We start from the raw sequence: 25,560 nt of genomic DNA on the forward strand, positions 1-25,560 counted from the left end.
CTGAGCAACGAGTGAGTAACAGGCCTAAACCTGAGTTTTGGAAGCTTAGCTTCCGATTTGAATGTCTTCATTGCAGAAGACGATTCTCCATAGAAAGGAGGTGATCCAGCCGCACCTTCCGATACGGCTACCTTGTTACGACTTCACCCCAATCATCTACCCCACCTTCGGCGGCTGGCTCCCTTGCGGGTTACCCCACCGACTTCGGGTGTTGTAAACTCTCGTGGTGTGACGGGCGGTGTGTACAAGACCCGGGAACGTATTCACCGCGGCATGCTGATCCGCGATTACTAGCAATTCCGACTTCATGCAGGCGAGTTGCAGCCTGCAATCCGAACTGAGACCGGCTTTGATGGGATTGGCTCCACCTCGCGGCTTCGCTTCCCGTTGTACCGGCCATTGTAGTACGTGTGTAGCCCAGGTCATAAGGGGCATGATGATTTGACGTCATCCCCACCTTCCTCCGGTTTGTCACCGGCAGTCACTCTAGAGTGCCCAGCATTACCTGCTGGCAACTAAAGTTAAGGGTTGCGCTCGTTGCGGGACTTAACCCAACATCTCACGACACGAGCTGACGACAACCATGCACCACCTGTCTCCTCTGTCCCGAAGGCCGCCACTATCTCTAGTGGATTCAGAGGGATGTCAAGACCTGGTAAGGTTCTTCGCGTTGCTTCGAATTAAACCACATACTCCACTGCTTGTGCGGGTCCCCGTCAATTCCTTTGAGTTTCAGTCTTGCGACCGTACTCCCCAGGCGGAGTGCTTACTGTGTTAACTTCGGCACCAAGGGTATCGAAACCCCTAACACCTAGCACTCATCGTTTACGGCGTGGACTACCAGGGTATCTAATCCTGTTTGCTCCCCACGCTTTCGCGCCTCAGCGTCAGTTACAGCCCAGAAAGTCGCCTTCGCCACTGGTGTTCCTCCACATATCTACGCATTTCACCGCTACACGTGGAATTCCACTTTCCTCTTCTGTACTCAAGCCACCCAGTTTCCAGTGCGACCTCAGGTTGAGCCCAAGGTTTAAACACCAGACTTAAATAGCCGCCTGCGCGCGCTTTACGCCCAATAATTCCGGACAACGCTTGCCCCCTACGTATTACCGCGGCTGCTGGCACGTAGTTAGCCGGGGCTTTCTTCTCAGGTACCGTCACTCCGGTAGCAGTTACTCTACCGAACGTTCTTCCCTGGCAACAGAGCTTTACGATCCGAAAACCTTCATCACTCACGCGGCGTTGCTCCGTCAGGCTTTCGCCCATTGCGGAAGATTCCCTACTGCTGCCTCCCGTAGGAGTCTGGGCCGTGTCTCAGTCCCAGTGTGGCCGTTCACCCTCTCAGGTCGGCTACGCATCGTCGCCTTGGTGGGCCGTTACCCCACCAACTAGCTAATGCGCCGCAGGCCCATCCCTCAGTGACAGATTGCTCCGTCTTTCATTCTTCTCTCAGGAGAAAAAAGAAATTATCCGGTATTAGCTACCGTTTCCGGTAGTTATCCCAGTCTGAAGGGCAGGTTGCCTACGTGTTACTCACCCGTCCGCCGCTAAGTTATTTTGAAAGCAAGCTTTCAAAATAACTCCGCTCGACTTGCATGTATTAGGCACGCCGCCAGCGTTCGTCCTGAGCCAGGATCAAACTCTCCAATTAGTATTGAAAAGAGCGATATGCTCATTTTGAAACATCTGACGAGAAAATTAATTCTCTAATTTTGGATATCACTTACGTGATTTCCTACTCACTCGTTGTTCAGTTTTCAAAGATCAAGTTCTCGTTGGCGCCGTTTAATGTCTCAGCAGCAACTCTTATAATATATCATGCTTTCTGATTTATTGCAACTCTTTTTTTCAAAGTTTTTTGCAATCTAATTCAGATTAACATTCACCAACCGAAAGCTTTATAGTTCCTCTTTGCGACTGGATTTATAATGTACCATATATCCCTATATAAAAACAATACTTAAAAATTTATATTTTATAAATAAGTGCTTTTGCCCCACTTAATTTAACATCTTTTATCCCTATCTACCTATAAAAAACGTGTAGATTCTAAGGATACAGAATCTACACGTGAGTCCGGACAGCGGCTTGTTTTATAAATTTATTAGTTTGAAATCCAAGGATTTCTACGTTTTTTAGTACTCGCTGCTGAACCTTGAGATTTCGTAGCAGCTTTGCTTTTCTTGCTGCTAGGTTGACCTGAGGTCTTTGCTTTTTTGCCTGTTGCTGTTTCCTTTACTACACCCCCTTATTCTTGAGAGAAGCGTTAGAAGTTGACTCATCAGTCTCTGTTCTAGCCGCTTCAGGAGATTCCTGCACGAACGCTTCAGGTTCTTGAATTTCCGGCACCCGATTATGCTGCGAATAATTACCTATCCCTGGATACTGCGGATTGGATGGAATATTAGAGTTATCCTGTCCGCCAAATGCTCCAAGCGTAGAAGTAGGAACCATTCCCTGATTAGGCATTCCTGCTCCATATGCAGAAAAAGCGTTTGGATTCCCATATTCAGGATAGGTGTTGTATGCAGGCATGTCATATGAATAAGTTTGCACTGGTTGAATATGCACGCCTCCGCACCCACAAGTTGGCCAAGGAAGGTTCGGCGTCTGTCCTCCATATTGAGGAACAGCATACGGGGAGAAATCCCCGCCTACGTTCATGCCAGCAACATTAGCCTCCATCGGATTCCACTGTCCTGGACTCATATTAGGGGCAGCATTGGGACTCCATTGTTCTGGGCTTATGTTAGGCGCTGCATTGGGATTCCATTGTTCTGGGCTTATGTTAGGCGCGGCATTGGGACTCCATTGTTCTGGGCTTATGTTTGGCGCGGCATTGGGATTCCACTGTTCCGGGCTTATGTTTGGCGCGGCATTGGGATTCCACTGTTCCGGGCTTATGTTTGGCGCGGCATTGGGATTCCACTGTTCCGGGCTTATGTTTGGCGCGGCATTGGGATTCCACTGTTCTGGGCTCATATTAGAATACATATTGCCCGAAAAATAACATGGGGAAATACATTCTGGTGCATAAGCCATTGGCTGAACATAACTTGGTGCCCAGTTCATGTTCATATTAGGGCTATTTTGATATGAATCATAGAGATAAGGATTTCCTCCCAAGCCCGGGTATCCGTTGGAATTATCCCATGAGCAATCATTGTCTGCTTTCTTCTCAGCTTTAGGTGCTTCTTGTTGAGCAACCGGTTCTTGATTTGGAACCGTAATCTGAACAAATAAACTCTGCATTTCAATTTCTTGCACTGGAGCAACTTCCATTTGCATATTAGGCGCAGGATTTGGTGCAATATTTTGTGTATTAATAGGGGCGATGTTTAGCGATGGGTGTGGTGCAGAATTAGATTCAGGTGAGATATTTGTCACTGGTTTAGGTGCTGGTTTAGGTGCTGGTTTAGCTTCTGGCTTTATTTCTGGTTTGGTCTCTGGTTTGGTCTCTGGTTTAGTTTCCGGTTTAGGTGCAGGCACTACTTCAGCAGCAGGCTGTTCTTTGGGACCTGTATATTCCTTGCCACCCACTTGTGTTTTCTCTGAGGCGTTAGAAGGTGTATACCCGGGCTGTGTGGGTGAGGTATTGGATACTTTTTTAGGAATATTAACTACTTCCCCTAGCATAAGTACATTTGGATTCTTTAATTGGGGATTGGCCTCAACCATATCCTTTAAAGGAATTCCCCAGGCTTTAGATAATTTCCACAAGGTATCTCCTTGTTTAACGGTGTGCTTGTAGTAAACTTCACTGTTCTCCGGTACGGATACTGGGGCCGTAGGTATTTTTACTTTGTCTCCAATCGCTAATACGTTCGGATTACTGATCTGCGGGTTAGCTTCAATAAGTTTTTGTAACGGCACTCCGTACTTTTGCGATAATGCATACAAACTATCGCCTTGTTTGACAATGTGTATTTTCACGTAGCATTAACCTCCTAAAAGTTTTGTGGAGTATTGCTTTCTTTACAGCTACACAGCAAAACTGACTTCGAAAGCAAACACCCTTTTCATGGAACATTGCTCTCTTACAAAGTTATATGCGGTACAGCCGCCTCCTTCGTTACTACATCTTATGCAGCCCATGGGCGAATGACATCCCCGAAATAAAAAAAATCCTTTCATGATCCATGAAAAGATTAACCGGAGACTCCCGTTTTCTTCTGCATGTATGCATAAAAGGACTTCTGATGCGTATTCAATGCTATTTACGTTGTATGATTAGTCTTTATTCCCAAACCTTATAGCCATCTTTATCAACCACATTACGGAACTCTTCGAGCAGCTTCAAAGTGATTGGACCCGCTTGTCCCTCACCAATGATCCGGCCGTCAATTTCACGTGCAGCAATAACTTCAGCAGCTGTGCCAGTGAAGAACACCTCGTCCGCTATATAAACATCATGCATTGTGAACGGTTCTTCTTTCAGTTTAATACCTAATTTCTCACAAAGCTCAATGATCGCCAGACGGGTAATTCCTTCAAGGGCTCCCAAGTAACATGGAGGAGTGAAAACTACACCATTTTTGATGATGAATATGTTATCGCCCGATCCCTCAGTAACATAACCTTGAGCGTTCATCATGATTGCTTCGTCAGCTTCTGCCAAGTTGGATTGGATTTTTACTAGGATATTGTTTAGGTAATTAAGCGATTTGATCTTTGGATTGAGTGCATCCGGAATATTGCGGCGTTGGGACACAGAAACTGCACGAAGTCCGTTCAAATACGCTTGTTCTGGGTAAATAGCCAGTTGCTCAACGATAATAATTACACTAGCTTTTGGACAACGGCGTGGATCAAGACCTAAGTTCCCTGGTCCCCGGGAGACGATCAGTCGAATATAGCCGTTACGCATGTCGTTAAGACGAATCGTTTCAGCCATAGCTTCCAGCATCTCATCATACGTTAGCGGAATGTCCAGCATGATCGATTTTGCCGAATCATACAGTCTGTCCAAATGCTCTTTACATTTAAAAATATTGCCGTTATAGATACGGATACCTTCAAAAATACCGTCTCCATACAAAAAACCGTGATCAAAAACGGATACCTTTGCATTTTCCTTCGTTACGTGTTGTCCATCCAAATAGATCCATTGCTCAGCCATGAATTTACTGCACCTCCGCTTTCTCTTCCTCATAGGTATATGTGGGATACGAGCCCAGAATCCTTACCTGACAGCCTAAAGCACTAATTTCTTCAATAGCCCCTGGCAGCAGAACAGATTCTATCGGTTCCAGCACATCAATATAAAAATAATAAGTACCCAGCTTCTTCTTCGTTGGTCGTGATTCAATACGCGATAAATTCAGTTTCCGCCAGGAAAAAGCAGCAAGCACCTGATGCAAGGCACCTGGAAAATCCTCTGGCAGCGTTACTAGAACACTCGTCTTTACTCCTGTGCTGCTCCGCGGAAGATCTATCTTCTGTGGACCAACCAGGACAAACCGTGTGTAGTTGTTGTTGTGATCTGTGATTTGCCGATCTACAATCTCCAGCCCATGAGTAGCGGCGCCAAGAGCGGTACCGATAGCAGCCCAGCCCTTACCGGGATTGTTTTTGACGATTTCCACAGCTTCAGAGGTACTTCCGACCGACTCCAGTTCAGCCCAAGGGGCATGCTTACGAACAAATTGCATGCATTGTGCCATTGCTACTGGATGCGAAAGGATTTTTACCATCTTGGTGAAATCCTTGTTGCCGTCTGTATCTGTGAATTCCCTTGGGTTACCGATAAGATTCTGTATCGATGGAAAAATCCATTCCGTCTGCATTGGCAGATCCACTTCATTGATGAGCCAATCGATGTGAAGACTAACTGAGCCTTCAATGGTATTTTCAATCGGAATCACGCTGTAATCGGTGGTACCATTCGCCGTAGAGAGAAATACATCGGAAATTAACTTGTGATGCACAAGCTTTACAGGTTCACCGTTAAACAAATGCAGCAGAGCTTCGTGGGATACCGAGCCCTGCGGCAATACCGCTATTGATTTCATGACCGTACTCCTTTTATCATATCCAAAAATGATACGTTTTGCATCTCGTTTATTTCGAGCAGCTCTGTAGTAACTCCAGAAGCACAAGGTGTTAACCAGCAGGTCCGAGCGGAAATGCCATGTTCCTGCATCGTATTCTTCAAGAAGGCCTCAAGCTCACTCTTGCGGGTCTCTTGGCGATCCACTAAACATAGCAGAGTCGGTCCAGCACCGCTAAGTGCGATCCCTAAAGCACCGTGTTCAGGAGCTTCTGCAAGCAGCTTCTCCATGCCCGGTATAAGCGGTGCACGATACGGCTGATGCAGGCGATCCTGCATCGCTCTGCTAAGCAGATCAAGCCGACCTGATGCCAGCGAAGCCGTCAATAGAGAGGTTCTGCTGATGTTGTACACAGCATCACTAACTGAGATTTCTGTTGGAAGCAATCCCCGCGCTTTTGTGGTTTCCAGTTCGAATTCAGGAATAACCACCAGCACCTCAAGATTTTGTGGTGGTTCTAGCCGAACATAATCCGCATGTTCACCATCCCACACAGCAGTAATAATGCCGCCAAACAAGGAGGCACCCACATTATCGGGATGTTTCTCAAGCTGGGTAGCCATATCAAACAGCTTGCCATTATCCAGCGGAGAGCCAATCATTGTATTTGCTGCGGCCATTCCGCCAATAATAGCTGAGGCACTGCTGCCGAGTCCACGCGTAAGCGGAATCTCCGAGTACATCGATATCGATAATTCAGGCACCGTAACGCCTGCCTCTGCAAATACCATTTGAGCGACCTTATAGAGTAAATTGCTCTTATCCTGAGCCACTCCATTCATCTCATCACCATATAGATGAAAAACAGTCTCCTCTGCTTCCTCCATCTCAATCCAGGCATATAGCGGCAAAGCCATACCTAGAGTATCGAAGCCCGGACCAAGATTGGCAGTACTAGCAGGCACTTTAACCCTAGCTCTTCCGTAAATACTCATAACAGGTACAATCTCCTTACTATGTTTTGAAATATGAAAGTATTAGTTCAGTGACGTGGTTAACCTTCCACTCGATAATGGCTCTTGATCCGGCGGATGACTTTCAGCTCCTCGAAATGGCGCAGCACTTTGTTCATGCTTGCTTTACTAGCGTTATGAGTGACAATGATGATCTCCGCATCAGGATTATTGGGATTGGCTTGCTGAACTACTGAATCCAAACTCACATCATATTCGGCAAACACTTGAGTAATCTTAGCCAATACCCCTGCTTTATCATCAACATGCAGAAGTAAAAAGTTTTTATAAAAGATAGCTTCATCACTCTTAAGCTTTTTCTGTTTGTAAGGTACTTTTTGCTTCAATCCATTAACACCTAGTTTAAGGTTCTTAATGACAGCTACCAAATCAGCTACCACTGAGGTTGCAGTTGGCATAGCGCCCGCACCCGCACCGTAGAACATGGTTTCTCCCACTGCTTCCCCGTATACGTAAACTGCGTTGAACACGCCATTGACGGAAGCCAAGGGATGACTAGCCCGAATCAAGGTTGGCTGAACACTGATGCTGAATTCTTCATCCTGACGTTCAGCGATGCCTAACAGCTTAATTTCATATCCGAGACGTTTCGCAAAGGCGATATCCGCCTTACTCACCTGAGAAATCCCACTCACACTTACATCATGCAGCTCCACGTTAGTACGGAAACCTAAGGTTCCGAGAATCGCCATTTTGCGGGCTGCATCCAGTCCTTCCACATCCGAGGTTGGATCAGACTCTGCGTATCCCAGATCCTGCGCTTCTTTTAACACATCATTATAGGATGCGCCTTCTTGGCTCATTTTGGTTAGTATGTAATTAGTCGTTCCATTCACGATACCTATAATTTTCATAATCTTATCCGAGGAAAAGCCCTCGATAAGTGTGCGGATAATCGGAATGCCTCCTGCAACGCTAGCCTCATAAAAGACATCACATTGCTTCTCCTGCGCCTTAGCAAGAATCTCTGATCCGTGCAGCGCCATCAAATCCTTGTTCGCAGTTACGACATGTTTACCGCGTTCCAAAGCTTCAAGAATATATTCTTTGGTTCCCGCGATTCCACCCATAACTTCAACGATGACATCAATTTCAGGATCACGAATCACATCCCATGGATCTGTCGTTATTTTAGCAGGATCAACCTCGATTTCGCGTGGTTTATTAGAATTATTCACAGCTATACGTTCAATGACAATTGAAGAGCCTACCTGGCTGCTTAAATCCTCTTGATTCCCTTCCACGATACGAACTACACCTGTGCCTACTGTTCCCAGGCCCAGCAACCCCACTTTAACCGGCTTCATCTGTCTCCTCCTAAAAGTTTACGAATATAGTTCCTATCCCTGTCCAACGATTAAAGCTCGCTTCACTCCTGGAATCTCTTTCAGACTATCCAGCATCTCCCCGAGTTCCTCATTTAAGTGTGAAATTTCTACGGAGATCACCACATTTGCCCGCCCTTGCAGCGGAATACTCTGGTGAATCGTCAGCACATTAGCCCCATGTCCCGCTACAGAGCCTAGTACCTTGGAAAGCATTCCAGATTCGTGCTCCAAATCCATGGAAATCGTAACGATCCGCTCCCGTTCGAGCTGATGGATCAAATGAATTCCATCCTTGTATTTATAAAAAGCGCTTCGGCTTAATCCCACCTGCTCTACACCTTCATTTACGGTCTTCGCATCCCCGGCCTCAAGCAATTGTTTAACCTGCATAGTCTTAAGTACAGCATCAGGTAATATGTCCTCCCGGACCAAATAATAGCGTTCTTTCACGAACGTCCTCACCTCAAAGACTTTTGTGTTTTCTTAGTGGACATTATATCGGAAAAAGCCTGTAAATTGCAATAACTTTATCTGGATACTCTGAGGTCGGGGAGTTAGACGCAATAAAACCCCCGGATTCCCGGGGGCAGTTGGCAATCGTATGTACACTAACTGTATGGAATCGTCGTCCCGCAATAGTCACAGATTTTATCCTGCCCTGGAAGTACTCTACTCTTAGCACCGCAACTCGGACAAACGATGGATTTCGGCAGTTGGACAGGTGGTTTAGGCCTATTCTCCGGCAATGACTGCCGCCCAGATGATGGCTGGTTCTCTGATGCCGCGGAGGGCTGTGCCCGGTCAGGATGCACAAGATTGGGCGGTTGTTTATCTAAGAGCTTAACACGTCCTTCATAATAGACAAGATCAGAAGCAAGTAACCCCCATCTCACTAAATACCGTAGGTCTCTACGTACATCATCTTCACTTTGTTTCGTGATATCAGCTAAATTACCGATATGTCTAACATCATCCACTATGATCAGCATGAGATACTTCTTGCACAGAAAATCAAAGTTTTCTGTTGCGAAGGTAGCCCTCCCTGCAAAGCTGTCCGCCGGAATTATAAAGATCAAGTAGAGGACCACCAGAATGATCAATAAAGTGAACCACTTAAAATCCCCTTTGTAGGTCCCCACGGCGAAGAGGACGGCAAGTTCCATAAAAGCTCCCATACATACATGATAGAGCAATTTATAGTTAAATGATTTCCGCTCATTCTTATAATGAGTGCTTACAAAACGAAGCATCGCAAGTACAAACCCAAGCGGAGCAAACAAATAGGCAATCGCCATGATGATTCGATCAAACACTGTCCGGTCTCGCTTGTTACGATAGCGAAGGTTATTCTCAGGCGCACGCACCAGTGCTTGTGCCCGTTTAGAATAAATAAGCTTCGGCGGCAATTTTACAAATGGGTTATCTACACGTCCTTCATAATAAACAATATCTGGAGAAAGTACTCCCTGATCTTTTAAATATTCCAAAACCTCGCGGACGTTCTCTTCACTGAATCCGCGAATATCGGATAGGCTGCCGATATGCCTTATGCCGTCCACAAGAACCAATGCGATATAGTCATTGCAAAGATAGGTGAATCCCTCTCTCCATCCTACGGCCCTAACGGATAATTTAATGGCGGGAATTCTAAACAATGCGTAGGTAATCACCAGCCTGATCAAGAGTGCGACATAATCGATTTGACCGAGTAGCTTGCTAATAATGAAATAGATCGCCAATTCTACAAAGGCACCCATAAACGCATGATAAAACAGGTTAATATTGCTTGCTTTGCGCTGTCTCTTGGAATGTGTAGATAATAACCGGATGGCAGCCAATATAAAGCCAACCGGAGCAAATACATACGCAAACACAATAGTCGTATAATCAAACGCCGTCCGCTCATATTCATGCTTGTACACGGGTTTTCCCGATGTCGGCGGCTGTCTGCGTATATCCAATCCACTCATTTTGTCTTTAATCCCCTTATTTATGTAATCCTATATGCGATGCAGCTAATCTGTTGGTTGACGGCATTAATTGTACGGGATCTTCGTTCCACAGTAATCACAGCTTTTAGATTGGCTTGGGAGCACAGTATTCTGGGCTCCGCACCCCGGACAACGGATAGACTTAGGCAGTTGCGGCGGAGACTGAGGCTGCACAGGTATCTGCTGCCCCGATGCTTGGGTTCTCCCCGTTCCTTCGAAGCCCGAAGTACTTCCAGGGTAACCTTGATTAGCTGCTGATGACTCTGGCGTCTGGCGCCCTTCGGATAATGCAATATCAATATTAAGCAGCCCTTTATCCTTCAGATACTGGACATCTCTTCGTACATCACTTTCACTTTGGCCTATTCGTTCAGATATACTGCCAATATGCCGGATATTCTTATTTTGAATCAGCTCTATATAAGAAGTGTTAAGCTTAGAAAGGGTATATTTAGCTTTCGCTGTCACACTGGCCAGTATAAAAGCTGGAGTCAAAAACATGATTGCAATTAAAATAAGCGTTGATACTAATTCAGAAGTTCCAAATTCCCCATTGAGCGCACTAGAAAACATGGCAATAGAAAGTTCAACAAACCCACCAATAAATACATGCATCAGCAGGTTGAGGTTAGTCGGTCTGCGGTAATTTTTGTAATGCGTTGTCATCAAACGCAACAAGGCAAGTACAAGTCCAACTGGCATCAGCAGATAAGCAGCCGCGAGAATAACATAATCAAACCCGGTACGTTCGTATTTAAGCCGGGGAACGGCTGCATTTCCTCCCGGGAGCGGTGACGGCTCTTGTAGGTTCAAACTGTTCATGTAGTAAACTCCTCCTATTTAAGTGCCGCTAATTCACGGTTACGCCGCTGAAGTGTAGACTTTATGCTCTCTGACATCTCATTTATTTCTACCTGCCAGCCCTCATGTGGCTCTTGGGTCGCCAGCAGTAACTTCACGTGATCATGTAACAGGGAAATCTGCTGCTGCAGAATATCCTCTGTAGCATATAAAGACGGTTCTGATATCGGATCACTGTACTTAAATTTTTCCTCCAACATATCTAGCACGTTCACTAGCTGCCCAGATTCGGAATTCTTCCAGCTACTAGCCAGCTCACTCATTTCAGTTAATTCGTTCTGATACCGCCGAAACTTTTGTAAAGACTTTTGGGCTTGCTGCTCCCCTGCCCCGGCATTCCACCCGTAAAGCCCTATCGCGGCCAAAGTGATCGCCCCTAACACAAGAATCAGCAGTTGTTCGGCTGCGTACCACAAGGCGGGTAACTCCAGCAGCCAATCGAATAATAAGGCCGATACAAATACGATGGCTGCATAGATTCCCGTAATGATTGCACCGCTGATAAGAACAGGCGGAGTCTGCTGAATGTTACTTGCAGTTCGGAGCCAAAAAATACAATAGCCATAGATTACACTCTCTGCTAGCAGAACCGCGGATAAAGAAATTATGAACCGGAACAGTGAGTCGGAGAAACCTAATCCAATAAACGAGAACACTGTCAGTACTATAGCTACCGCATAAATGACGGTAATAATGTATATATATCTCCTGCTTTTGTTCATTAGGTCCTCCTTAGCCTGCTTTTGTTCCGCACTCTGCACAGAATTTTTGTCCAGCTTTCAGCTCATGTCCACAGCCGCTGCATTTAATCACCATGCTGTCTCCACAATGAGGACAGAATTTCACCCCTGGCGCTACCATAGTCCCACATTTACCGCAAGCTTTAGGCATTTCTTTTCCACAGGAGACACAAGAAGCCGCTCCCTCAGGATTATCTGCTTTACAGGATGGGCAAGCACGATAAGGATTTCCGCAACCTGGACAGAACTTAGCTCCCGCATTTAGTTCATGCCCACATTCAAAACATTTGATCTTGTTCGCAGACGGAGAACCTTGCGGGTTGCCTCCAAGCGCCTGCCCACAACCGCTGCAGAACCGTCCCTCTACTGGATTCATAACTCCACACTTAGAGCAGGAACGCTGCTCTTGACGTATAACTGTAGTCCCTGAATCCAAATTCATCCCTCTAGTCATACGGTTCACCATATCCATAGCCGGTCCAGCAAATCCCATTCCAAGTCCAAGCCCCATCCCGGTGTTCATCATGCCCACTCCAAGATTGCCGGGATTACCTGCCGCTTCTTCCATCGTGTCAAAACCACGCTCCTGCTGATAGGTGAATCCGATGATATCCATTTCTGCTTTTTTAGCCAAAGCTTCCTTCAAACGAATCGTTGCCGGATCATCCTCTGGAATATTGATCGAATCAATATAGAAATTATTCAGCTCAATGCCATTATCCAAGAAAGCCGAGGCTAGTCGGCCCTGAATATGTTTGGAGATCTCTGCAACATAAGCATTAATCTCCAGTATGCTGATTTGCTTGTGCACAAGGTAAGAAGAAATAAGTTCATTTATATTCGACATCAGCAGTCCGCGGAAATAACTGATAAGCGTTTCATGATCAAACTGCGGGAGTGTCCCTACGAGCTTCAGCAAGAATTTTCGCGGATCATCGATTTTTACACCAAACTGCCCAAAAGAGCGAACAGAAATCATGATTTTGTATTTAGGATCCTGAAGCTGTAAAGGCGAGCTTGTTCCCCATTTGACATTCATCGAATTCGTCTTATTCACATACCATACTTCAGCCGTAAATGGTGATTTTCCACCAAAAGGAAGATTAACGATATTGGATAAAATAGGTATATTAGCGGTATTTAGAGTGTGCCGCCCAGCTGTAAAGGAATCAAGCGCTTGTCCGCCCTTGAATAGAATCGCTTCCTGGGATTCATTAACGATTAGTTGTGTCCATGTTCCCAGCTCCTGGTTAGGATATTTCCATGCAAATATACCTGGAGGACCGTCATACTTCACCACTTCTATAATTGCCATCTGCTATTCCTTCTTTCATTATCTTATATATAAATAACGTGTATGCTCCCAAATGGGAATTAGTGTATTTCGATATTTATTGTATACGATATATATCGTGTTTTGGGTTCTTTTATTGAAAAAAATTACTGATCTCCTCACAAAAAAAGCGCCAACTATGCCATCCCTTTACAGGAAAACCATAGTTGGCGCTTCATAGTCAGCTAAATATTAATAGTAGCTGCTGTTCTCAACGAATTCGAATTCGAAATCAGCGATACGGACAATTGTTCCTTCTACAGCACCGCGTTTACGAAGCTCTGCATCTACACCCATATGACGCAAAGTCCGTGCCAGCTTGAGAATCGCATCATGTGTGCTAAGCTGCATGCGCTTCAGCATACGTTCGATACGTGGGCTTGTGACCACAAATGCCTCGTTATCACGTGTAATAGTAAACGAATTATCCTCTTCTGCTTCCAGCTTATACACCTTACGTTCAGTAGTTTCAGCAACTTCCTCAACCACCGGAGCAACCGGAATACTGTCGAGAATATCCGTTGCACGATATAAGAGCTCCTGAACACCCTGACGGGTAAGGGATGAAATTGGCATGATTTCTAAATCCGGCCGCACCTCAGCTACGCGTTCACGGAAAGAAATAAGATTCTCTTCTGATTCAGGCATATCCATCTTATTCGCCGCCACAATCTGCGGACGATCGATTAGACTAGCATTGTACTGCTTCAGCTCATCATTAATTAGAACCCAATCCTCGAAGGGATCACGACCCTCAGAGCCAGACATATCAACTACATGAATGATGATACGCGTACGTTCAACGTGACGCAGGAATTCGTGACCCAGACCTATGCCTTCACTAGCTCCCTCGATTAATCCTGGCAGATCCGCCATCACAAAGCTTCGGCCATCCCCAACATCCACTACCCCTAAATTCGGTGTAATTGTTGTGAAATGGTAAGCTCCGATTTTGGGCTGAGCTGCGGACACAACCGACAGCAACGTAGATTTACCCACACTCGGGAAGCCTACAAGCCCTACATCAGCCATTACCTTAAGTTCCATAACAACATAACGCTCTTGGCCTTCTTCACCGTTCTCCGCAAGCTCTGGTGCAGTATTATTAGCTGTGGCAAAACGGGTGTTACCCCGGCCTCCACGGCCTCCACGTGCAACTACAACCTGTTGTCCATGACGCGTCATATCGGCAATGATCTCTTGCGTATCATCGTCAATCAGAATGGTTCCTGGCGGAATACGAACGATCATATGATCCGCATTCGCTCCATGTTGGCTTTTGTTCCGTCCTTTAATCCCTTTGTCAGCTTTGAAGTGGCGCTGATAACGGAAATCCATCAACGTGCGCAGTCCCTCATCTACACGGAAAATAACGTCGCCTCCACGGCCTCCGTCACCACCGGCAGGACCACCCTCAGGTACATATTTCTCCCGGCGAAACGCAACGAGACCATCCCCGCCGTCACCGCCTTTAACATAAATCTTAGCTTTATCTACGAACATAAATGTTCACCTTCCTCACATTTCAAGCGGTAATCGCAGCTCTACATAAGCCCTGCTAGGCTTAAACTGCTCTGCTTTCATGATTTTTCCTTGTACTATATTATAAATTTGCCCTTTGAGCAGCTCGGGATTGCCATGCTCCCCCTCGCCTTCGAAGGAGATAAGAATGTCTCCTCCATCCTGAAAAAAGCCAAGGCGCAGCTTGCGCGTCTCCCCCTGAGGAGCCAGCCCGTTGTACTGATAAGCCCGTATGGTCTGCATAATCACTGAAGTCAGCTCATCTCCTGCTTCTGGATTTAGCTTGTCCTCTAGCTGCAACCCTTCCTCCACCTGAACTTCCAATTCCAGACTAGACCTGTTAGTTCGGAAGGATTGGATATAGAAAACCAATGAAGGAATGCCCAACTTAGCGATATGACTATCAAGTGCTATGCGTTCCTTTATTCTTTCCACACACTCCACGGATTTATTAGGCTTTCCAAGCTGAATATATCCGTATAGAATCTGCAAATCGTTCATCCAATCATGTCGATGATGATTCAGTGTCCGAATCGCCGCCTGTTGCAGAGTGTTCTCTTGTATACGCAGCTCCCGTTCATAATGACGCTGGCTCCAGATAAAACTGAAAGCAACGATTGCCACTACCCAGATTCCGAGTAATAGACACGTCAGAAGAGAAGTATGCCAATACAAAAGACCTAAAGGAAGCATTACGGATAACATGACTGCCCAGATTGCACTTTTCCAGGATTTCATTCTTTCTCCCCGTCCCTCAGTTCGCAAAATTCATGACTTCGTTTAGATTATTTGTTTTGTTAGTATCATTTACCATTTCCTAGTATAACACACGCGTTCACTGTAGTTCACCAGAGATAATAACGAGATTTTCACATCTATCTAACCATTCCAACTTTGCAACACAAATAATTATGAATATTCTACAAAAAAGCCTCCGGCACTCATGCCGGAGGCTTCTACTTGCTCATATGGTCCGTAAGCTTACGCTTCCAGTGCCGCTGCTACCGGAGCGACATCAACTGGGTACACGCTCACTTTTTTGCGATCGCGGCCCCAACGTTCGAACTTCACTACGCCATCCACCATTGCGAACAAAGTATCATCTTTACCGATGCCTACGTTAGTTCCTGGGTGAATTTTTGTTCCGCGTTGACGAACCAAGATGTTACCGCCGGTTACTGCTTGACCGTCAGCACGTTTCACGCCAAGACGTTTGGAATGGGAATCCCGTCCGTTTTTTGTGGAACCTACACCTTTTTTCGATGCGAACAATTGAAGATTCAATTTCAACATGTTGTCAACCTCCTTCTTTAAATATTTACTTGCTGTATTTGAATATACTTCCCGTATGATTCTGCGATATCATTCAGCATCACGACCATGGATTCGAGCAGCAATTGTACCTTCGCGGAAGTATCAAAATCTTCAACAGAACTTAATGTTCCACTTAAGAATCCGTTCTTCATGGACGTGTCCATGGAGATTCCGGTCAAGGTCTCAATCGAATTGACGGTTCCAACTGTTACAGCGGATACCCCGGCACATACGATATCTTCGCCACGCTTCGCATAACCCGCATGCCCCTTAACCTCAAAGCCAACGATAGTTCCTAGATCCGATAATCGTGTAATCCGCACGCTAATCATTAACGCACCTTCTTACGCTTGAATCTTCTCGATAGTTACTTTCGTGTACGGTTGACGATGACCTTGTTTCTTGTGGTAGTTCTTCTTAGGTTTGTATTTGTAAACTACAACCTTAGCGCCTTTACCATGTTTCTCGACTTTAGCTGTTACAGACGCGCCGCTTACTAGCGGAGTTCCTGCAGTCAGACCACCATCGTTAGAAACAGCCAATACACGGTCAAAAGTTACACTTGCGCCGTCTTCAGCTTCCAACTTTTCAATGAACAAAACGTCGCCCTCTTGGACTTTGTATTGTTTACCACCAGTTTCGATAATTGCATACATTTTACTTGCACCTCCTCATGTCTCAGACTCGCCTAGTCTAGGTGGCAGAATTCCCGTAGGAACTGCACTTATGTACCCGATCGGAGCGGTTACAGCATGTGCAGGATCAACTGCATCAAACACATACTTGAAGATAGTATCATACTTATGACTTATCGTCAACTCATTCCAGCCATTCTCCAACTTTTCCGGTTCCCCCGCAGCACTGGCAAATCACAGGCGCAAAGCTGGCTGAATCATGCCTTGCCTTCTTTCTGGTCATCTCGAGCAGCCCGAGTCTTGTCCACCCCAAAATATGTGTTTTGGTGCGATCCTTGCAGATCACTTTCTCTAATCGCTCTGTGACCATCTTGCGGTGAAGCTCTTGTTCCATATCAATAAAATCGACAATAATGATTCCACCAGTATCGCGTAACCGGATCAAACGACCGATCTCCTCAGCTGCGAGCAAATTCGTATTGGTAACCGTTTCTTCAAGCGATGCTCCGCCAATGTATTGAGCGGTGTTGACATCAATTACGGTTAACGCCTCTGTCTCATCCCAGATCATTGTTGCTCCGCCCTCCAGCGTGATTTTGCGGCTGAAGCTCTTAAGCAATTGATCCTGAATACCATAAGCAGCGAAAATAGACTCCGCTCCATTATAAAGACAGACTGGCTTGTACCCTTCAGGAGCCATGTCGTCCAGAAAGGCTGTTGCTTCTCTAGCTGCGGCAGATGAATCAATAATCAACTGATCCCGTTGCGGATTAAAGGCATCTCTTATAAAGCGTTGGACAATACTAAGATCACGATGTAGTAAAGCGGGAGCCTCTACCGTCTGTGCTTTACGTGTAATATTCTCCCATTGGGCACGCAGAAAAGAAAGATCGCCCTCCACAGCTTCATGTGGCTCGTCCTGAGAAACCGTCCGCATGATAAGCCCTTCTTCTTTCATTCGCAGACGTTCTCCGATTCCTTTGAGACGGCTGCGCTCTGCTTCCCGGCTTATTTTTTTGGAGACACCGACGTATTCTGCAAAGGGCATGTACACCATCCAGCGCCCGGGCAACGTATAATGAGTCGTTACACGCGCGCCTTTTCCGCCGCTTGGCTCTTTCCGCACTTGAACAACAATATCCTGTCCCGGCTGCAAAAGCGTCTCGATAGAGGGCTTCACATCAGGCTGTTTATCCAAATTAGGGTGCAATACATCATCAACATATAAAAAAGCATTCTTCTTCTGTCCGATATCAACAAAAGCAGCCTGCATACCTGGAAGTACGTTAATCACACGGCCTTTGTAATAACTGCCGACCAACCCTTGCTGCTGATCGCGTTCAGCCGCGTACTCCACCAGCCTTCCGTTTTCCAGAAGAGCCATTCGGGTAATGTGCTGCGTGCAGTGAACGATCATCTGTTTCATGGCTTCACCTCTGGTTTCGTTCGTTCATTCCTTCACATTCTCTGCATAAATACACTATATTCCGAAGTAGGTTGATATTAAGCGCTGTTCCGGCACAACAGCAACAACATTTCCTTTACCGTTTAACACATAGATAAAATGATATTGATTACGTTTAAATAGACGCAATATATCATCTAAAGGTTTCGCAGATAATGCAACTATTGGACGAGCTACGCTTCCTGTTCGCAAATGATACTCATAAACAGCCTCCCGATTCATCAAAAAAGCAACAAACCGGTACGGTAAATTACGATGGTCGGTAAAATTCGAATACAGCAAAAAAGCTCCGATCATGACCATATTCAGCCTAAGGCCTCCACCCGCTCCAAGAGGCAGCAGCGCATATATAATCACAAGGACACTTGCGGCTACACTCACCCGTCCAGTCCATAACAAAGTGTAGTAATAAGAAAGCACTAAACTAATAGTGGCCTGAAGCACTTTACCTCCGTCAAGCGGCAGCACTGGCACTAGATTAAAAAGTCCAATCATGGCATTGGCATGAATAAAATAGGTCAGAAATTCCTGATTGCCATAACCGGCTTGTTGAAGTCCCAAAGCAATTACGATCATAATTCCATTTTGCAGTGGACCGGCAAGGGCAATTCCGATCTCACGACTGGCTGTAAGCCGCCCATGATCTTCAATAACAGCCACTCCGCCAAACGGAAGAAGCTGAACCGACTTAACTGTAACACCAGCCAAAAGAGCCGCAACGACATGTCCCATTTCATGAATGAAGACAATCGTAAATAAGGTGAGCAGCTCTAGAAATTGTCCCGTGATCACGGAGAATAACATAATGATCACGAACAGTGGATGTAGTGACAGTTCGATACCAAAGATCCTAATCAAACGATACCACTTCTGTAGGATCAATATAAGTCTTGTTTTTCATCACTGCGAAAAACAGTGTGGAAGCTGAGGATACGTCCTTCTCCATCATCCAACCGAGTGAATCCCCGCTCTGCACCCAGTCATCAACCTCCAGCTTGGTGCCGCTCAAATGTCCGTATTCTGCGGTGACACCGCCTGAATGCTGAACAGCAATTCGAATGCCCCCTTCCAGCTCTTTAGAGATGGAGAGAATACGTCCCATGTCTATACTTTTCACCGTCACATTTAAGGTTGAATCGATTTGAGGCATAATTTCCACCCCTTTTAGCGTAGAAGCAAAAGGCTGGACAATGCTCCCAGCAATCGGCGCAGTGAGTTGATGATGAGCGGCCACTTTTTGAGCAGGCTCATCTTTATCTCCAAACATCGGAATGAACGCTGGAGCTCCGTTAAAGTTCTCCTCATACCAAACTCTCACAGCCGTGAAATCCATGTCATTGCTTAACGCATCACTAATAAAAGCTTGCATCTTATACGACCATGGCTGATGTACCGCAAAAATCCCCCACACTGCTCCAAACACAAGAACACTAGCAACAAAGCGCCGAATAAAACCGGCAGTAAAATTTGAGCCTCCACCGCCATCATCCTCCCAGCCTCCACGACTCTTTTTCCACATCACCTCTGGATCGGGCTCTACAGAGGATTGATCCGCATTCTTAAATCCTGTTCCCCATTCCTTAAAGCTCGTACTCTTATCCGGCATAATAAATAAAGGGGGAGTCTCCGCTATTTCTAGTTCTTCGACTTCCGAAACTCCTGAGACTGCTGAGACTTCCGGGAGTTCCTCCAATAAACTACGAATACGCTCCTTGCGGCGATTCTTGATATCTGATTTCTGATCCATATTTATCCCTCCGGACGGGCTTGTTTTACTTCCATTTTATGAAGCACGGAAGTCTCTTTAGAACAAGCCCCTCCAAGACAGACCATTTAAATCCCGGAAATGCCATACATTCATATTTATTCAAAAAAAATAAGCCCCACCATAGATTTCTCTACTCGTGGGACCCGTGCATGCTTCTTATAATAGGATTGCTTAGTAAAAATTAAGCCATACCGAAAAATTTCTTAAGTTTCTTAAATGCTCCCGGTTTGCGGTCAAGCTGCATCAGGGGTACAGCATCACCTAAAATTCGGCGTGCAATATTGCGATAGGCAATAGCTGCTGACGAATCGGGATTCATAACTGTAGGTTCTCCGTTATTTGCGGCTTTAATGACTAGTTCATCATCCGGAACAATTCCGATAAGATCAATGTTCAGCACCTGTAATATATCCTCAATATCAAGCATATCCCCAGACTTCACAAGACCTGGGCGAATACGGTTTACCACCAATTTCGGCGATTCCACACTCGACTGTTCTAATAGTCCGATAATACGATCGGCATCCCGCACAGCGGCATGCTCTGGTGTGGTAACCACAATCGCTTTATCCGCACCGGCAATCGCATTGCGGAAGCCGTGCTCGATTCCTGCCGGACAATCGATCAGAACATACTCATATTCCTTCTTTAGTTCAAGAATGATATCTCTTACTTGTTCAGGAGAGACAGCCGTTTTATCCTTTGTTTGAGCTGCAGGCAGCATATACAATTCATCAAAGCGCTTGTCTTTAACGAGCGCTTGATTAAGGCGGCAACGTCCTTCCGCTACATCCACAAGATCATAAATAATACGATTCTCAAGCCCCATAACTACATCCAGATTACGCAGTCCAATGTCGGTATCGACGAGACATACTTTTTTGCCCTGCAGTGCAAGTGCGGTTCCAATGTTGGCTGTTGTGGTTGTTTTGCCAACTCCGCCTTTGCCCGAGGTTACGACTATCGCTTCTCCCATGGAGGCTACACCCCTTTAAACACATTTAAATCCTGACGTAATTTGACCAAATTATGAATCTTATCGATCTGCATAGCTCCGTTTGTTAAATATGCAAATTCCATACTGCTTTCTCGGGTTTCCCATTCATCGGGCGGACGACTAATAATATCGGCAATTCGCAGCTGCGTTGGAGACATTAAGGAAGCAGCTATAATTGCTTCCTCATTCCCGTCAACTCCAGCATGCGCCATCCCTCTTAGCGAACCTAATATATAAATATCGCCTGAACAGGTTATGGTCCCCCCAGGGTTCACATCCCCCAGATATAGAAGATTTCCGTTATGGTGCAGCACCTGACCGGAACGTAGAATTCCGCTCATCAAAAACAATGCGTCATTATCCTCACTGCCGGGCGCTGGAAGCGCCTCTATAGATCGAATCAACAGATTTCCCTGTCCCTTAAGAATCTCCAGCACAGCTTCCTTGTCTTCCTCAGTTACGGTACGATTGCCCAGCTTTATGTCCACATGTACAATCGGTCCAGTTAAAATATTTTGATGGCTGTGCTCCAGTTTATAGCGAAGCTCGCTCAGAAGATCTTCAAAGGGACATTTGTCGTCTAGCAGGAATATCAGGCCATCCTTGATGCCCTTAATCCTTACATGCTTGGATTTTACTGTCATATGCCTGGCCCCCTATCCTCATTCATTCGTGCCGGGCCCCTTAAATTCCTGCTTTGTATAGAAAGAAAATAGAAGCTCTTTAAGCCGCTTCTTCCTTATTCGTTTCTTTCTTGATTAGCTCTAGCTGGCGCCGAACCGGTATGTAGAAGAGTAGCCCGATGGCAAAATGGAAAAGCATCGTCGGCAGCATGTGATTCAAAATCGCCCAGCTATAAGGTTCTTGATTAAGATTAAATACACTATAGATACCAAATAGTATACTATCCTCAAGTAGACTTCCAAGCAGAACCACAGTCATCATAAGGGGCAGCGGAGCACGCGGAATCTGAAATAAAAGGCCGATTAAATAAGCCGACAATCCCATCGCAAAAGAGTGTGCTCCAAGAATTCTGCCGTAAAAAACGACATCATGCAGCATTCCAAAACATAATCCCAATATAAGTGCAGTATGCCGATGATGATATATAGTCACGAACAATAACACTACAAAAACCAGATTCGGAATGATTCGCATCTGCCACACATCTGGAATCAGCCAAGGTAAAATGGTTCCCTCCACAATAAATAAGAGGAACAGTAACAGAACAAGAACTGATCTGCGCATATTCACTATTCAGCACGCTCCTCCGTAAACACAACAATCAACTGCTTCCAGTCCTGAAATTCTGCTGAAGGCTTAATCACTGCTGTGGAGGTTAATCCAAATTCACCAACATCGACGCTTTCAACTGTGCCTATTGTCAATCCCCTTGGATACAATCCTCCAATACCGGAAGACAGAATAGTATCCTTCGCTGCAATAGGATCACCCGGAGGAATCTTAGTCATCAGCAGTCTGTTCGTCTCTGGATTATAACTCTCAATCATCCCAAAGGATTTACCCTCTTTATTTAAGGCAGTTGCCGCAATAGGCGGCTGGGAATTAGGATCATTGGTGTCCATCATTGTCATCAGCTTCACTGTGGAGGTGAAATTGCTCACCTTACTGATAACACCAACTAGACCATCCACTGAAATTACGGACATATTAGGTCTAACCCCATCTTTGGAGCCCAAATCGATAACAATCGTACTATTGCTTGGCTCTGTTGTCTGGCTAATTACCTGTGCAATACGATATTCATATTTATACAATTTTTTCTGTTCTTCAGTGAAATTCCAATTTTTCTCCAACTCGTCATTCCGTGCCTTGACGAAATTATACTGGGCTTTATCACGTGCATACTGGGCAGCCATAATTTTAAGCTGTTCATTTTCTTTAGCAAGATCACTCAGATTTCCAATATCTTCAAACAAGCCCGCTACATATCCAGCGGGCTTGTAGAACATTTTTTGCACGAAACCAGTCGAATCTCTGAGAAAGTTCTCCGGCCAGGACAAGTTTTTCCTTGTTGCCAAGCTGAAGCCCATTACCACAATGAACAGCACCAGTGTAATCAACAGAATAAACAGACGTTTATTGCTTAAGAGTTTAAACAGTTTCAACACCCTCTAACAACAGTATTTCTCCCATAACAGGGGTTGACTTACACAAGTGGTAGAACATCATCTTATCTCTTCGAACGAAGACTGGATCCGCTGCGGCTCTTGAACAAATGAATGTTCTCAAGTGCCTTACCGGTTCCAATAGCTACACAGTCCAGTGGATTCTCAGCAACAATAACCGGCATTCCCGTCTCACGTGCAAGCAGCTTATCCAAGTTGCGAAGCAAGGCTCCCCCACCTGTCAAAACAATTCCACGATCCATAATATCTGCTGCAAGCTCTGGCGGACATTTTTCCAATGTTACTTTAACCGCTTCAATAATAGCATTCACTGTGTCAGACAAAGCTTCACAGATTTCATCAGAAGTAATTGTAAGTGTTTTTGGCAGACCTGTTACGAGATCACGGCCGCGAATTTCCATGGTTTCAGCCTTTTCAAGAGGAAGGGCCGAGCCAACATCCATTTTGAGCTGCTCCGAAGTACGTTCACCGATCATCAGATTGTATTGACGTTTGATGTATTGAATGATGGACTCATCCGCTTCATCACCTGCAACCCGCACTGATCGGCTAGTAACAATACCGCCGAGCGAGATTACAGCAACTTCAGTTGTACCTCCACCGATATCTACAACCATACTACCTGTAGGCTCCCATACTGGCAGATCCGCACCGATAGCAGCAGCAAAAGGCTCTTCGATAATGTAAGCTTCTCGAGCGCCAGCTTGTTTGGTAGCATCTTCTACCGCACGTTGTTCTACAGCAGTAATGCCAGATGGCACGCAGACCATTACATTAGGGTGACGCTGGAACATAGAACGCTGTTTCTGTGCTTGACGAATAAAATATTTAATCATCGTAGCCGTTGTATCAAAATCAGCGATAACGCCATCTTTCATCGGACGGATCGCACGGATATTCCCAGGTGTACGACCGATCATTTTTTTGGCGGATTCACCCACGGCTTCAATCGTCTTAGTATCAGTGTTAATCGCTACAACGGAAGGCTCTCTTACAACAACGCCCTTACCGCGTACGTAGACAAGCGTATTCGCTGTCCCCAAGTCAATTCCTAAATCTTTTGTGAAACCACCCAACATGCTAATTTCTCCTTTTCCTAAGTAAATCTACATTTATATTACATATGTCCTTTTTCTTTCAAGCTTACGAAACTGCTATCTCCGATAATTAGATGGTCCAGCACATCTATTCCGATAATCTCACCTGCCTGAAGCAATCTAGCGGTTAGGGAAATATCTTCCGGACTAGGTGTTGGATCACCACTAGGATGATTGTGCGCGCATATAATAGAGGCGCTACTGCATTTTATAGCTGCTCTGAATACCTCACGAGGATGAACGATCGAAGCATTCAGGCTGCCCATGGACAATGTTTCTTGTCCAATCACATGATTCTTCGTGTTCAGAAACAGACAGACAAAATGCTCCTTTTGCAAATAACGCAATTGCTCAGTCAGAATCTCTGCAGCGTCCCCCGGACAGCGGATAATGACCGGCATATTGAACCTGGAATTCGCAAGGCGCCTTCCCAGTTCGATGCCTGCTTTTAGTTGTACGGCCTTGGCAGGACCGATACCGTTGATTTTGGTCAGTTCTTCGATGCTAAGGTCAACTAGCCCACGCAGGCCACCGATCTTCCCCAGCATCTGCTGTGCAATATGAATAGCCGACTCGCGGCGTGTTCCCGTACGCAGCAGAATGGCTAACAACTCCGCTTGACTTAATGATTCCGCCCCATAATGCATCATGCGCTCTCTAGGTCGTTCTTCATGGGGGAGGTCCCGCAGCATAATTGGTTGCGACTCCATCCCTATCCCTCTTTCCCCAGGCTTCCTACCGGCTCAATACAGTTATGCCGAACTCGGATAGCATTTCGCCAAGAAGCGACAAAGGCAATCCGACTACATTGAAATAACAGCCTTCAATTCGTTCCACCAAAATGGACCCAAGCCCTTGTATCGCATATGAGCCAGCCTTATCAGCAGGCTCCCCCGTAGCTATATAAGCAGCAATTTCCTCTTCAGTCATTGCCCTCATCGTTACGGAAGTAACACGGTGCTCCACTATAGTCTTCCCATTCGGGAGTCCGAGGCAGGCTACACCCGTGTATACCTTATGAGTTCGGCCCTGAAGTCTGGTAAGCATCGCTTTGCTGTCCAGCTTGTCCACCGGTTTGCCTAGCACAGTATTATCTAATACAACAATTGTGTCGCTTCCTATAATGACTGCGTTACGCTCTCCGGCTGCAGCTACTACGGCTTCTGCTTTTCGCAAAGCTAGACTGCGCACGATTCTCTCCGGCGTCCAATCCGGCGGTGTGCTCTCATCAGCTTCGCTGGTAATGACCTCAAAGGGCAAACCCAGTAAGGATAACAGCTCACGTCGACGCGGTGAACCTGAGGCTAGAATAATGAGTGGTGAGTTGTCCACGTTG

Annotated in this window: 26 protein-coding genes, 1 rRNA gene and 1 other annotated feature; all 27 genes read right to left on the minus strand. The window is 45.8% G+C overall.

Annotation, left to right across the window (positions count from 1 at the left end; translation table 11 throughout):
* Nucleotides 1-93: 93 nt before the first annotated feature.
* A 16S ribosomal RNA gene (locus tag NYE35_RS24895) occupies nt 94-1,651 on the minus strand.
* A gap of 587 nt (nt 1,652-2,238) precedes the next feature.
* A complete protein-coding gene (locus tag NYE35_RS24900) occupies nt 2,239-3,933 on the minus strand; it encodes a LysM peptidoglycan-binding domain-containing protein (protein WP_341122185.1) in 1,695 nt (564 codons plus the stop codon).
* A gap of 304 nt (nt 3,934-4,237) precedes the next feature.
* The gene (gene ilvE / locus NYE35_RS24905; RefSeq protein WP_036685189.1) at nt 4,238-5,119 is read right to left on the minus strand and encodes a branched-chain-amino-acid transaminase; all 882 of its coding nucleotides are present in this window, start codon (nt 5,117-5,119) and stop codon (nt 4,238-4,240) included.
* 4 nt (nt 5,120-5,123) lie between these two features.
* Nucleotides 5,124-6,011, minus strand: coding sequence for a prephenate dehydratase (gene pheA, locus NYE35_RS24910; RefSeq protein ID WP_036685188.1), 888 nt, complete (start codon nt 6,009-6,011; stop codon nt 5,124-5,126).
* Nucleotides 6,008-6,985 carry a homoserine kinase gene (gene thrB / locus NYE35_RS24915; protein ID WP_036685186.1) on the minus strand — a complete coding sequence of 326 codons (978 nt, stop codon included), beginning with the start codon at nt 6,983-6,985 and terminating at the stop codon, nt 6,008-6,010. Before thrB ends, pheA begins: the two co-directional genes overlap by 4 nt.
* A 59-nt stretch (nt 6,986-7,044) precedes the next feature.
* The gene (locus NYE35_RS24920) at nt 7,045-8,331 is read right to left on the minus strand and encodes a homoserine dehydrogenase (protein WP_036685184.1); all 1,287 of its coding nucleotides are present in this window, start codon (nt 8,329-8,331) and stop codon (nt 7,045-7,047) included.
* 33 nt (nt 8,332-8,364) lie between these two features.
* The gene (locus NYE35_RS24925; RefSeq protein WP_036685183.1) at nt 8,365-8,802 is read right to left on the minus strand and encodes an ACT domain-containing protein; all 438 of its coding nucleotides are present in this window, start codon (nt 8,800-8,802) and stop codon (nt 8,365-8,367) included.
* A gap of 158 nt (nt 8,803-8,960) precedes the next feature.
* Complete coding sequence (locus tag NYE35_RS24930) at nt 8,961-10,322, minus strand: hypothetical protein (protein WP_076101000.1); 1,362 nt, start codon at nt 10,320-10,322, stop codon at nt 8,961-8,963.
* A gap of 66 nt (nt 10,323-10,388) precedes the next feature.
* The gene (locus NYE35_RS24935) at nt 10,389-11,165 is read right to left on the minus strand and encodes a hypothetical protein (protein WP_076100998.1); all 777 of its coding nucleotides are present in this window, start codon (nt 11,163-11,165) and stop codon (nt 10,389-10,391) included.
* 14 nt (nt 11,166-11,179) lie between these two features.
* On the minus strand, nt 11,180-11,926 hold the full coding sequence (locus NYE35_RS24940) for a hypothetical protein (protein ID WP_076142057.1): 747 nt from the start codon (nt 11,924-11,926) through the stop codon (nt 11,180-11,182).
* Between the two features lie 10 nt (nt 11,927-11,936).
* Nucleotides 11,937-13,259, minus strand: a complete 1,323-nt coding sequence (locus tag NYE35_RS24945; protein ID WP_341122187.1) for an SPFH domain-containing protein — start codon at nt 13,257-13,259, stop codon at nt 11,937-11,939.
* Between the two features lie 210 nt (nt 13,260-13,469).
* Nucleotides 13,470-14,780, minus strand: a complete 1,311-nt coding sequence (obgE, locus tag NYE35_RS24950) for a GTPase ObgE (RefSeq protein WP_036685174.1) — start codon at nt 14,778-14,780, stop codon at nt 13,470-13,472.
* Nucleotides 14,781-14,795: 15 nt separating this feature from the next.
* On the minus strand, nt 14,796-15,536 hold the full coding sequence (locus NYE35_RS24955) for a Spo0B domain-containing protein (protein WP_341122188.1): 741 nt from the start codon (nt 15,534-15,536) through the stop codon (nt 14,796-14,798).
* A gap of 243 nt (nt 15,537-15,779) precedes the next feature.
* Complete coding sequence (gene rpmA, locus NYE35_RS24960; protein WP_036685171.1) at nt 15,780-16,091, minus strand: 50S ribosomal protein L27; 312 nt, start codon at nt 16,089-16,091, stop codon at nt 15,780-15,782.
* Between the two features lie 17 nt (nt 16,092-16,108).
* On the minus strand, nt 16,109-16,444 hold the full coding sequence (locus NYE35_RS24965) for a ribosomal-processing cysteine protease Prp (protein ID WP_036685168.1): 336 nt from the start codon (nt 16,442-16,444) through the stop codon (nt 16,109-16,111).
* 12 nt (nt 16,445-16,456) lie between these two features.
* On the minus strand, nt 16,457-16,768 hold the full coding sequence (gene rplU / locus NYE35_RS24970; RefSeq protein WP_036685166.1) for a 50S ribosomal protein L21: 312 nt from the start codon (nt 16,766-16,768) through the stop codon (nt 16,457-16,459).
* Nucleotides 16,769-16,782: 14 nt separating this feature from the next.
* Nucleotides 16,783-16,869 (minus strand) — a sequence feature (ribosomal protein L21 leader region).
* Nucleotides 16,784-16,951, minus strand: a complete 168-nt coding sequence (locus NYE35_RS24975) for a hypothetical protein (protein WP_155288184.1) — start codon at nt 16,949-16,951, stop codon at nt 16,784-16,786. (Overlaps the previous feature by 86 nt.)
* Complete coding sequence (locus NYE35_RS24980) at nt 16,932-18,173, minus strand: Rne/Rng family ribonuclease (RefSeq protein WP_038573035.1); 1,242 nt, start codon at nt 18,171-18,173, stop codon at nt 16,932-16,934. Before NYE35_RS24980 ends, NYE35_RS24975 begins: the two co-directional genes overlap by 20 nt.
* Nucleotides 18,174-18,227: 54 nt before the next feature.
* Nucleotides 18,228-19,070, minus strand: coding sequence for a M50 family metallopeptidase (locus NYE35_RS24985; RefSeq protein ID WP_341122189.1), 843 nt, complete (start codon nt 19,068-19,070; stop codon nt 18,228-18,230).
* Nucleotides 19,063-19,959, minus strand: a complete 897-nt coding sequence (locus NYE35_RS24990) for a M23 family metallopeptidase (protein ID WP_341122190.1) — start codon at nt 19,957-19,959, stop codon at nt 19,063-19,065. Before NYE35_RS24990 ends, NYE35_RS24985 begins: the two co-directional genes overlap by 8 nt.
* Before the next feature lie 202 nt (nt 19,960-20,161).
* Nucleotides 20,162-20,956 (minus strand): septum site-determining protein MinD, encoded by a 795-nt coding sequence (minD, locus tag NYE35_RS24995; protein ID WP_036685156.1) that lies wholly within the window; start codon nt 20,954-20,956, stop codon nt 20,162-20,164.
* A gap of 5 nt (nt 20,957-20,961) precedes the next feature.
* Nucleotides 20,962-21,621 carry a septum site-determining protein MinC gene (gene minC / locus NYE35_RS25000; protein WP_036685154.1) on the minus strand — a complete coding sequence of 220 codons (660 nt, stop codon included), beginning with the start codon at nt 21,619-21,621 and terminating at the stop codon, nt 20,962-20,964.
* Nucleotides 21,622-21,700: 79 nt separating this feature from the next.
* A complete protein-coding gene (gene mreD / locus NYE35_RS25005; protein WP_080742577.1) occupies nt 21,701-22,231 on the minus strand; it encodes a rod shape-determining protein MreD in 531 nt (176 codons plus the stop codon).
* Nucleotides 22,231-23,109 (minus strand): rod shape-determining protein MreC, encoded by an 879-nt coding sequence (gene mreC / locus NYE35_RS25010; protein WP_076137772.1) that lies wholly within the window; start codon nt 23,107-23,109, stop codon nt 22,231-22,233. Before mreC ends, mreD begins: the two co-directional genes overlap by 1 nt.
* A 62-nt stretch (nt 23,110-23,171) precedes the next feature.
* Nucleotides 23,172-24,206, minus strand: coding sequence for a rod shape-determining protein (locus NYE35_RS25015; protein ID WP_036685150.1), 1,035 nt, complete (start codon nt 24,204-24,206; stop codon nt 23,172-23,174).
* Between the two features lie 38 nt (nt 24,207-24,244).
* On the minus strand, nt 24,245-24,934 hold the full coding sequence (gene radC / locus NYE35_RS25020) for a RadC family protein (RefSeq protein ID WP_036685147.1): 690 nt from the start codon (nt 24,932-24,934) through the stop codon (nt 24,245-24,247).
* Nucleotides 24,935-24,959: 25 nt separating this feature from the next.
* Nucleotides 24,960-25,556, minus strand: a complete 597-nt coding sequence (locus tag NYE35_RS25025) for a Maf family protein (RefSeq protein WP_036685146.1) — start codon at nt 25,554-25,556, stop codon at nt 24,960-24,962.
* Nucleotides 25,557-25,560 lie beyond the last annotated feature (4 nt).

Source organism: Paenibacillus sp. FSL L8-0494 (genome assembly GCF_038003695.1).
GTDB lineage: Bacteria > Bacillota > Bacilli > Paenibacillales > Paenibacillaceae > Paenibacillus_AQ > Paenibacillus_AQ odorifer.

Excerpts from the sequence above, each read along its gene's own strand:
- NYE35_RS25015 (WP_036685150.1), bottom strand. The coding sequence starts at position 24,206 with ATGTTGGGTGGTTTCACAAAAGATTTAGGAATTGACTTGGGGACAGCG.
- minC (WP_036685154.1), bottom strand. The coding sequence starts at position 21,621 with ATGACAGTAAAATCCAAGCATGTAAGGATTAAGGGCATCAAGGATGGC.
- NYE35_RS24920 (WP_036685184.1), bottom strand. The coding sequence starts at position 8,331 with ATGAAGCCGGTTAAAGTGGGGTTGCTGGGCCTGGGAACAGTAGGCACA.
- radC (WP_036685147.1), bottom strand. The coding sequence starts at position 24,934 with ATGGAGTCGCAACCAATTATGCTGCGGGACCTCCCCCATGAAGAACGA.
- rplU (WP_036685166.1), bottom strand. The coding sequence starts at position 16,768 with ATGTATGCAATTATCGAAACTGGTGGTAAACAATACAAAGTCCAAGAG.
- ilvE (WP_036685189.1), bottom strand. The coding sequence starts at position 5,119 with ATGGCTGAGCAATGGATCTATTTGGATGGACAACACGTAACGAAGGAA.
- NYE35_RS24990 (WP_341122190.1), bottom strand. The coding sequence starts at position 19,959 with ATGGATCAGAAATCAGATATCAAGAATCGCCGCAAGGAGCGTATTCGT.
- obgE (WP_036685174.1), bottom strand. The coding sequence starts at position 14,780 with ATGTTCGTAGATAAAGCTAAGATTTATGTTAAAGGCGGTGACGGCGGG.
- thrB (WP_036685186.1), bottom strand. The coding sequence starts at position 6,985 with ATGAGTATTTACGGAAGAGCTAGGGTTAAAGTGCCTGCTAGTACTGCC.
- NYE35_RS24945 (WP_341122187.1), bottom strand. The coding sequence starts at position 13,259 with ATGGCAATTATAGAAGTGGTGAAGTATGACGGTCCTCCAGGTATATTT.
- pheA (WP_036685188.1), bottom strand. The coding sequence starts at position 6,011 with ATGAAATCAATAGCGGTATTGCCGCAGGGCTCGGTATCCCACGAAGCT.
- NYE35_RS24965 (WP_036685168.1), bottom strand. The coding sequence starts at position 16,444 with ATGATTAGCGTGCGGATTACACGATTATCGGATCTAGGAACTATCGTT.
- NYE35_RS24930 (WP_076101000.1), bottom strand. The coding sequence starts at position 10,322 with ATGAGTGGATTGGATATACGCAGACAGCCGCCGACATCGGGAAAACCC.
- rpmA (WP_036685171.1), bottom strand. The coding sequence starts at position 16,091 with ATGTTGAAATTGAATCTTCAATTGTTCGCATCGAAAAAAGGTGTAGGT.
- minD (WP_036685156.1), bottom strand. The coding sequence starts at position 20,956 with ATGGGAGAAGCGATAGTCGTAACCTCGGGCAAAGGCGGAGTTGGCAAA.
- NYE35_RS24935 (WP_076100998.1), bottom strand. The coding sequence starts at position 11,165 with ATGAACAGTTTGAACCTACAAGAGCCGTCACCGCTCCCGGGAGGAAAT.
- NYE35_RS24955 (WP_341122188.1), bottom strand. The coding sequence starts at position 15,536 with ATGAAATCCTGGAAAAGTGCAATCTGGGCAGTCATGTTATCCGTAATG.
- NYE35_RS24980 (WP_038573035.1), bottom strand. The coding sequence starts at position 18,173 with ATGAAACAGATGATCGTTCACTGCACGCAGCACATTACCCGAATGGCT.
- NYE35_RS24940 (WP_076142057.1), bottom strand. The coding sequence starts at position 11,926 with ATGAACAAAAGCAGGAGATATATATACATTATTACCGTCATTTATGCG.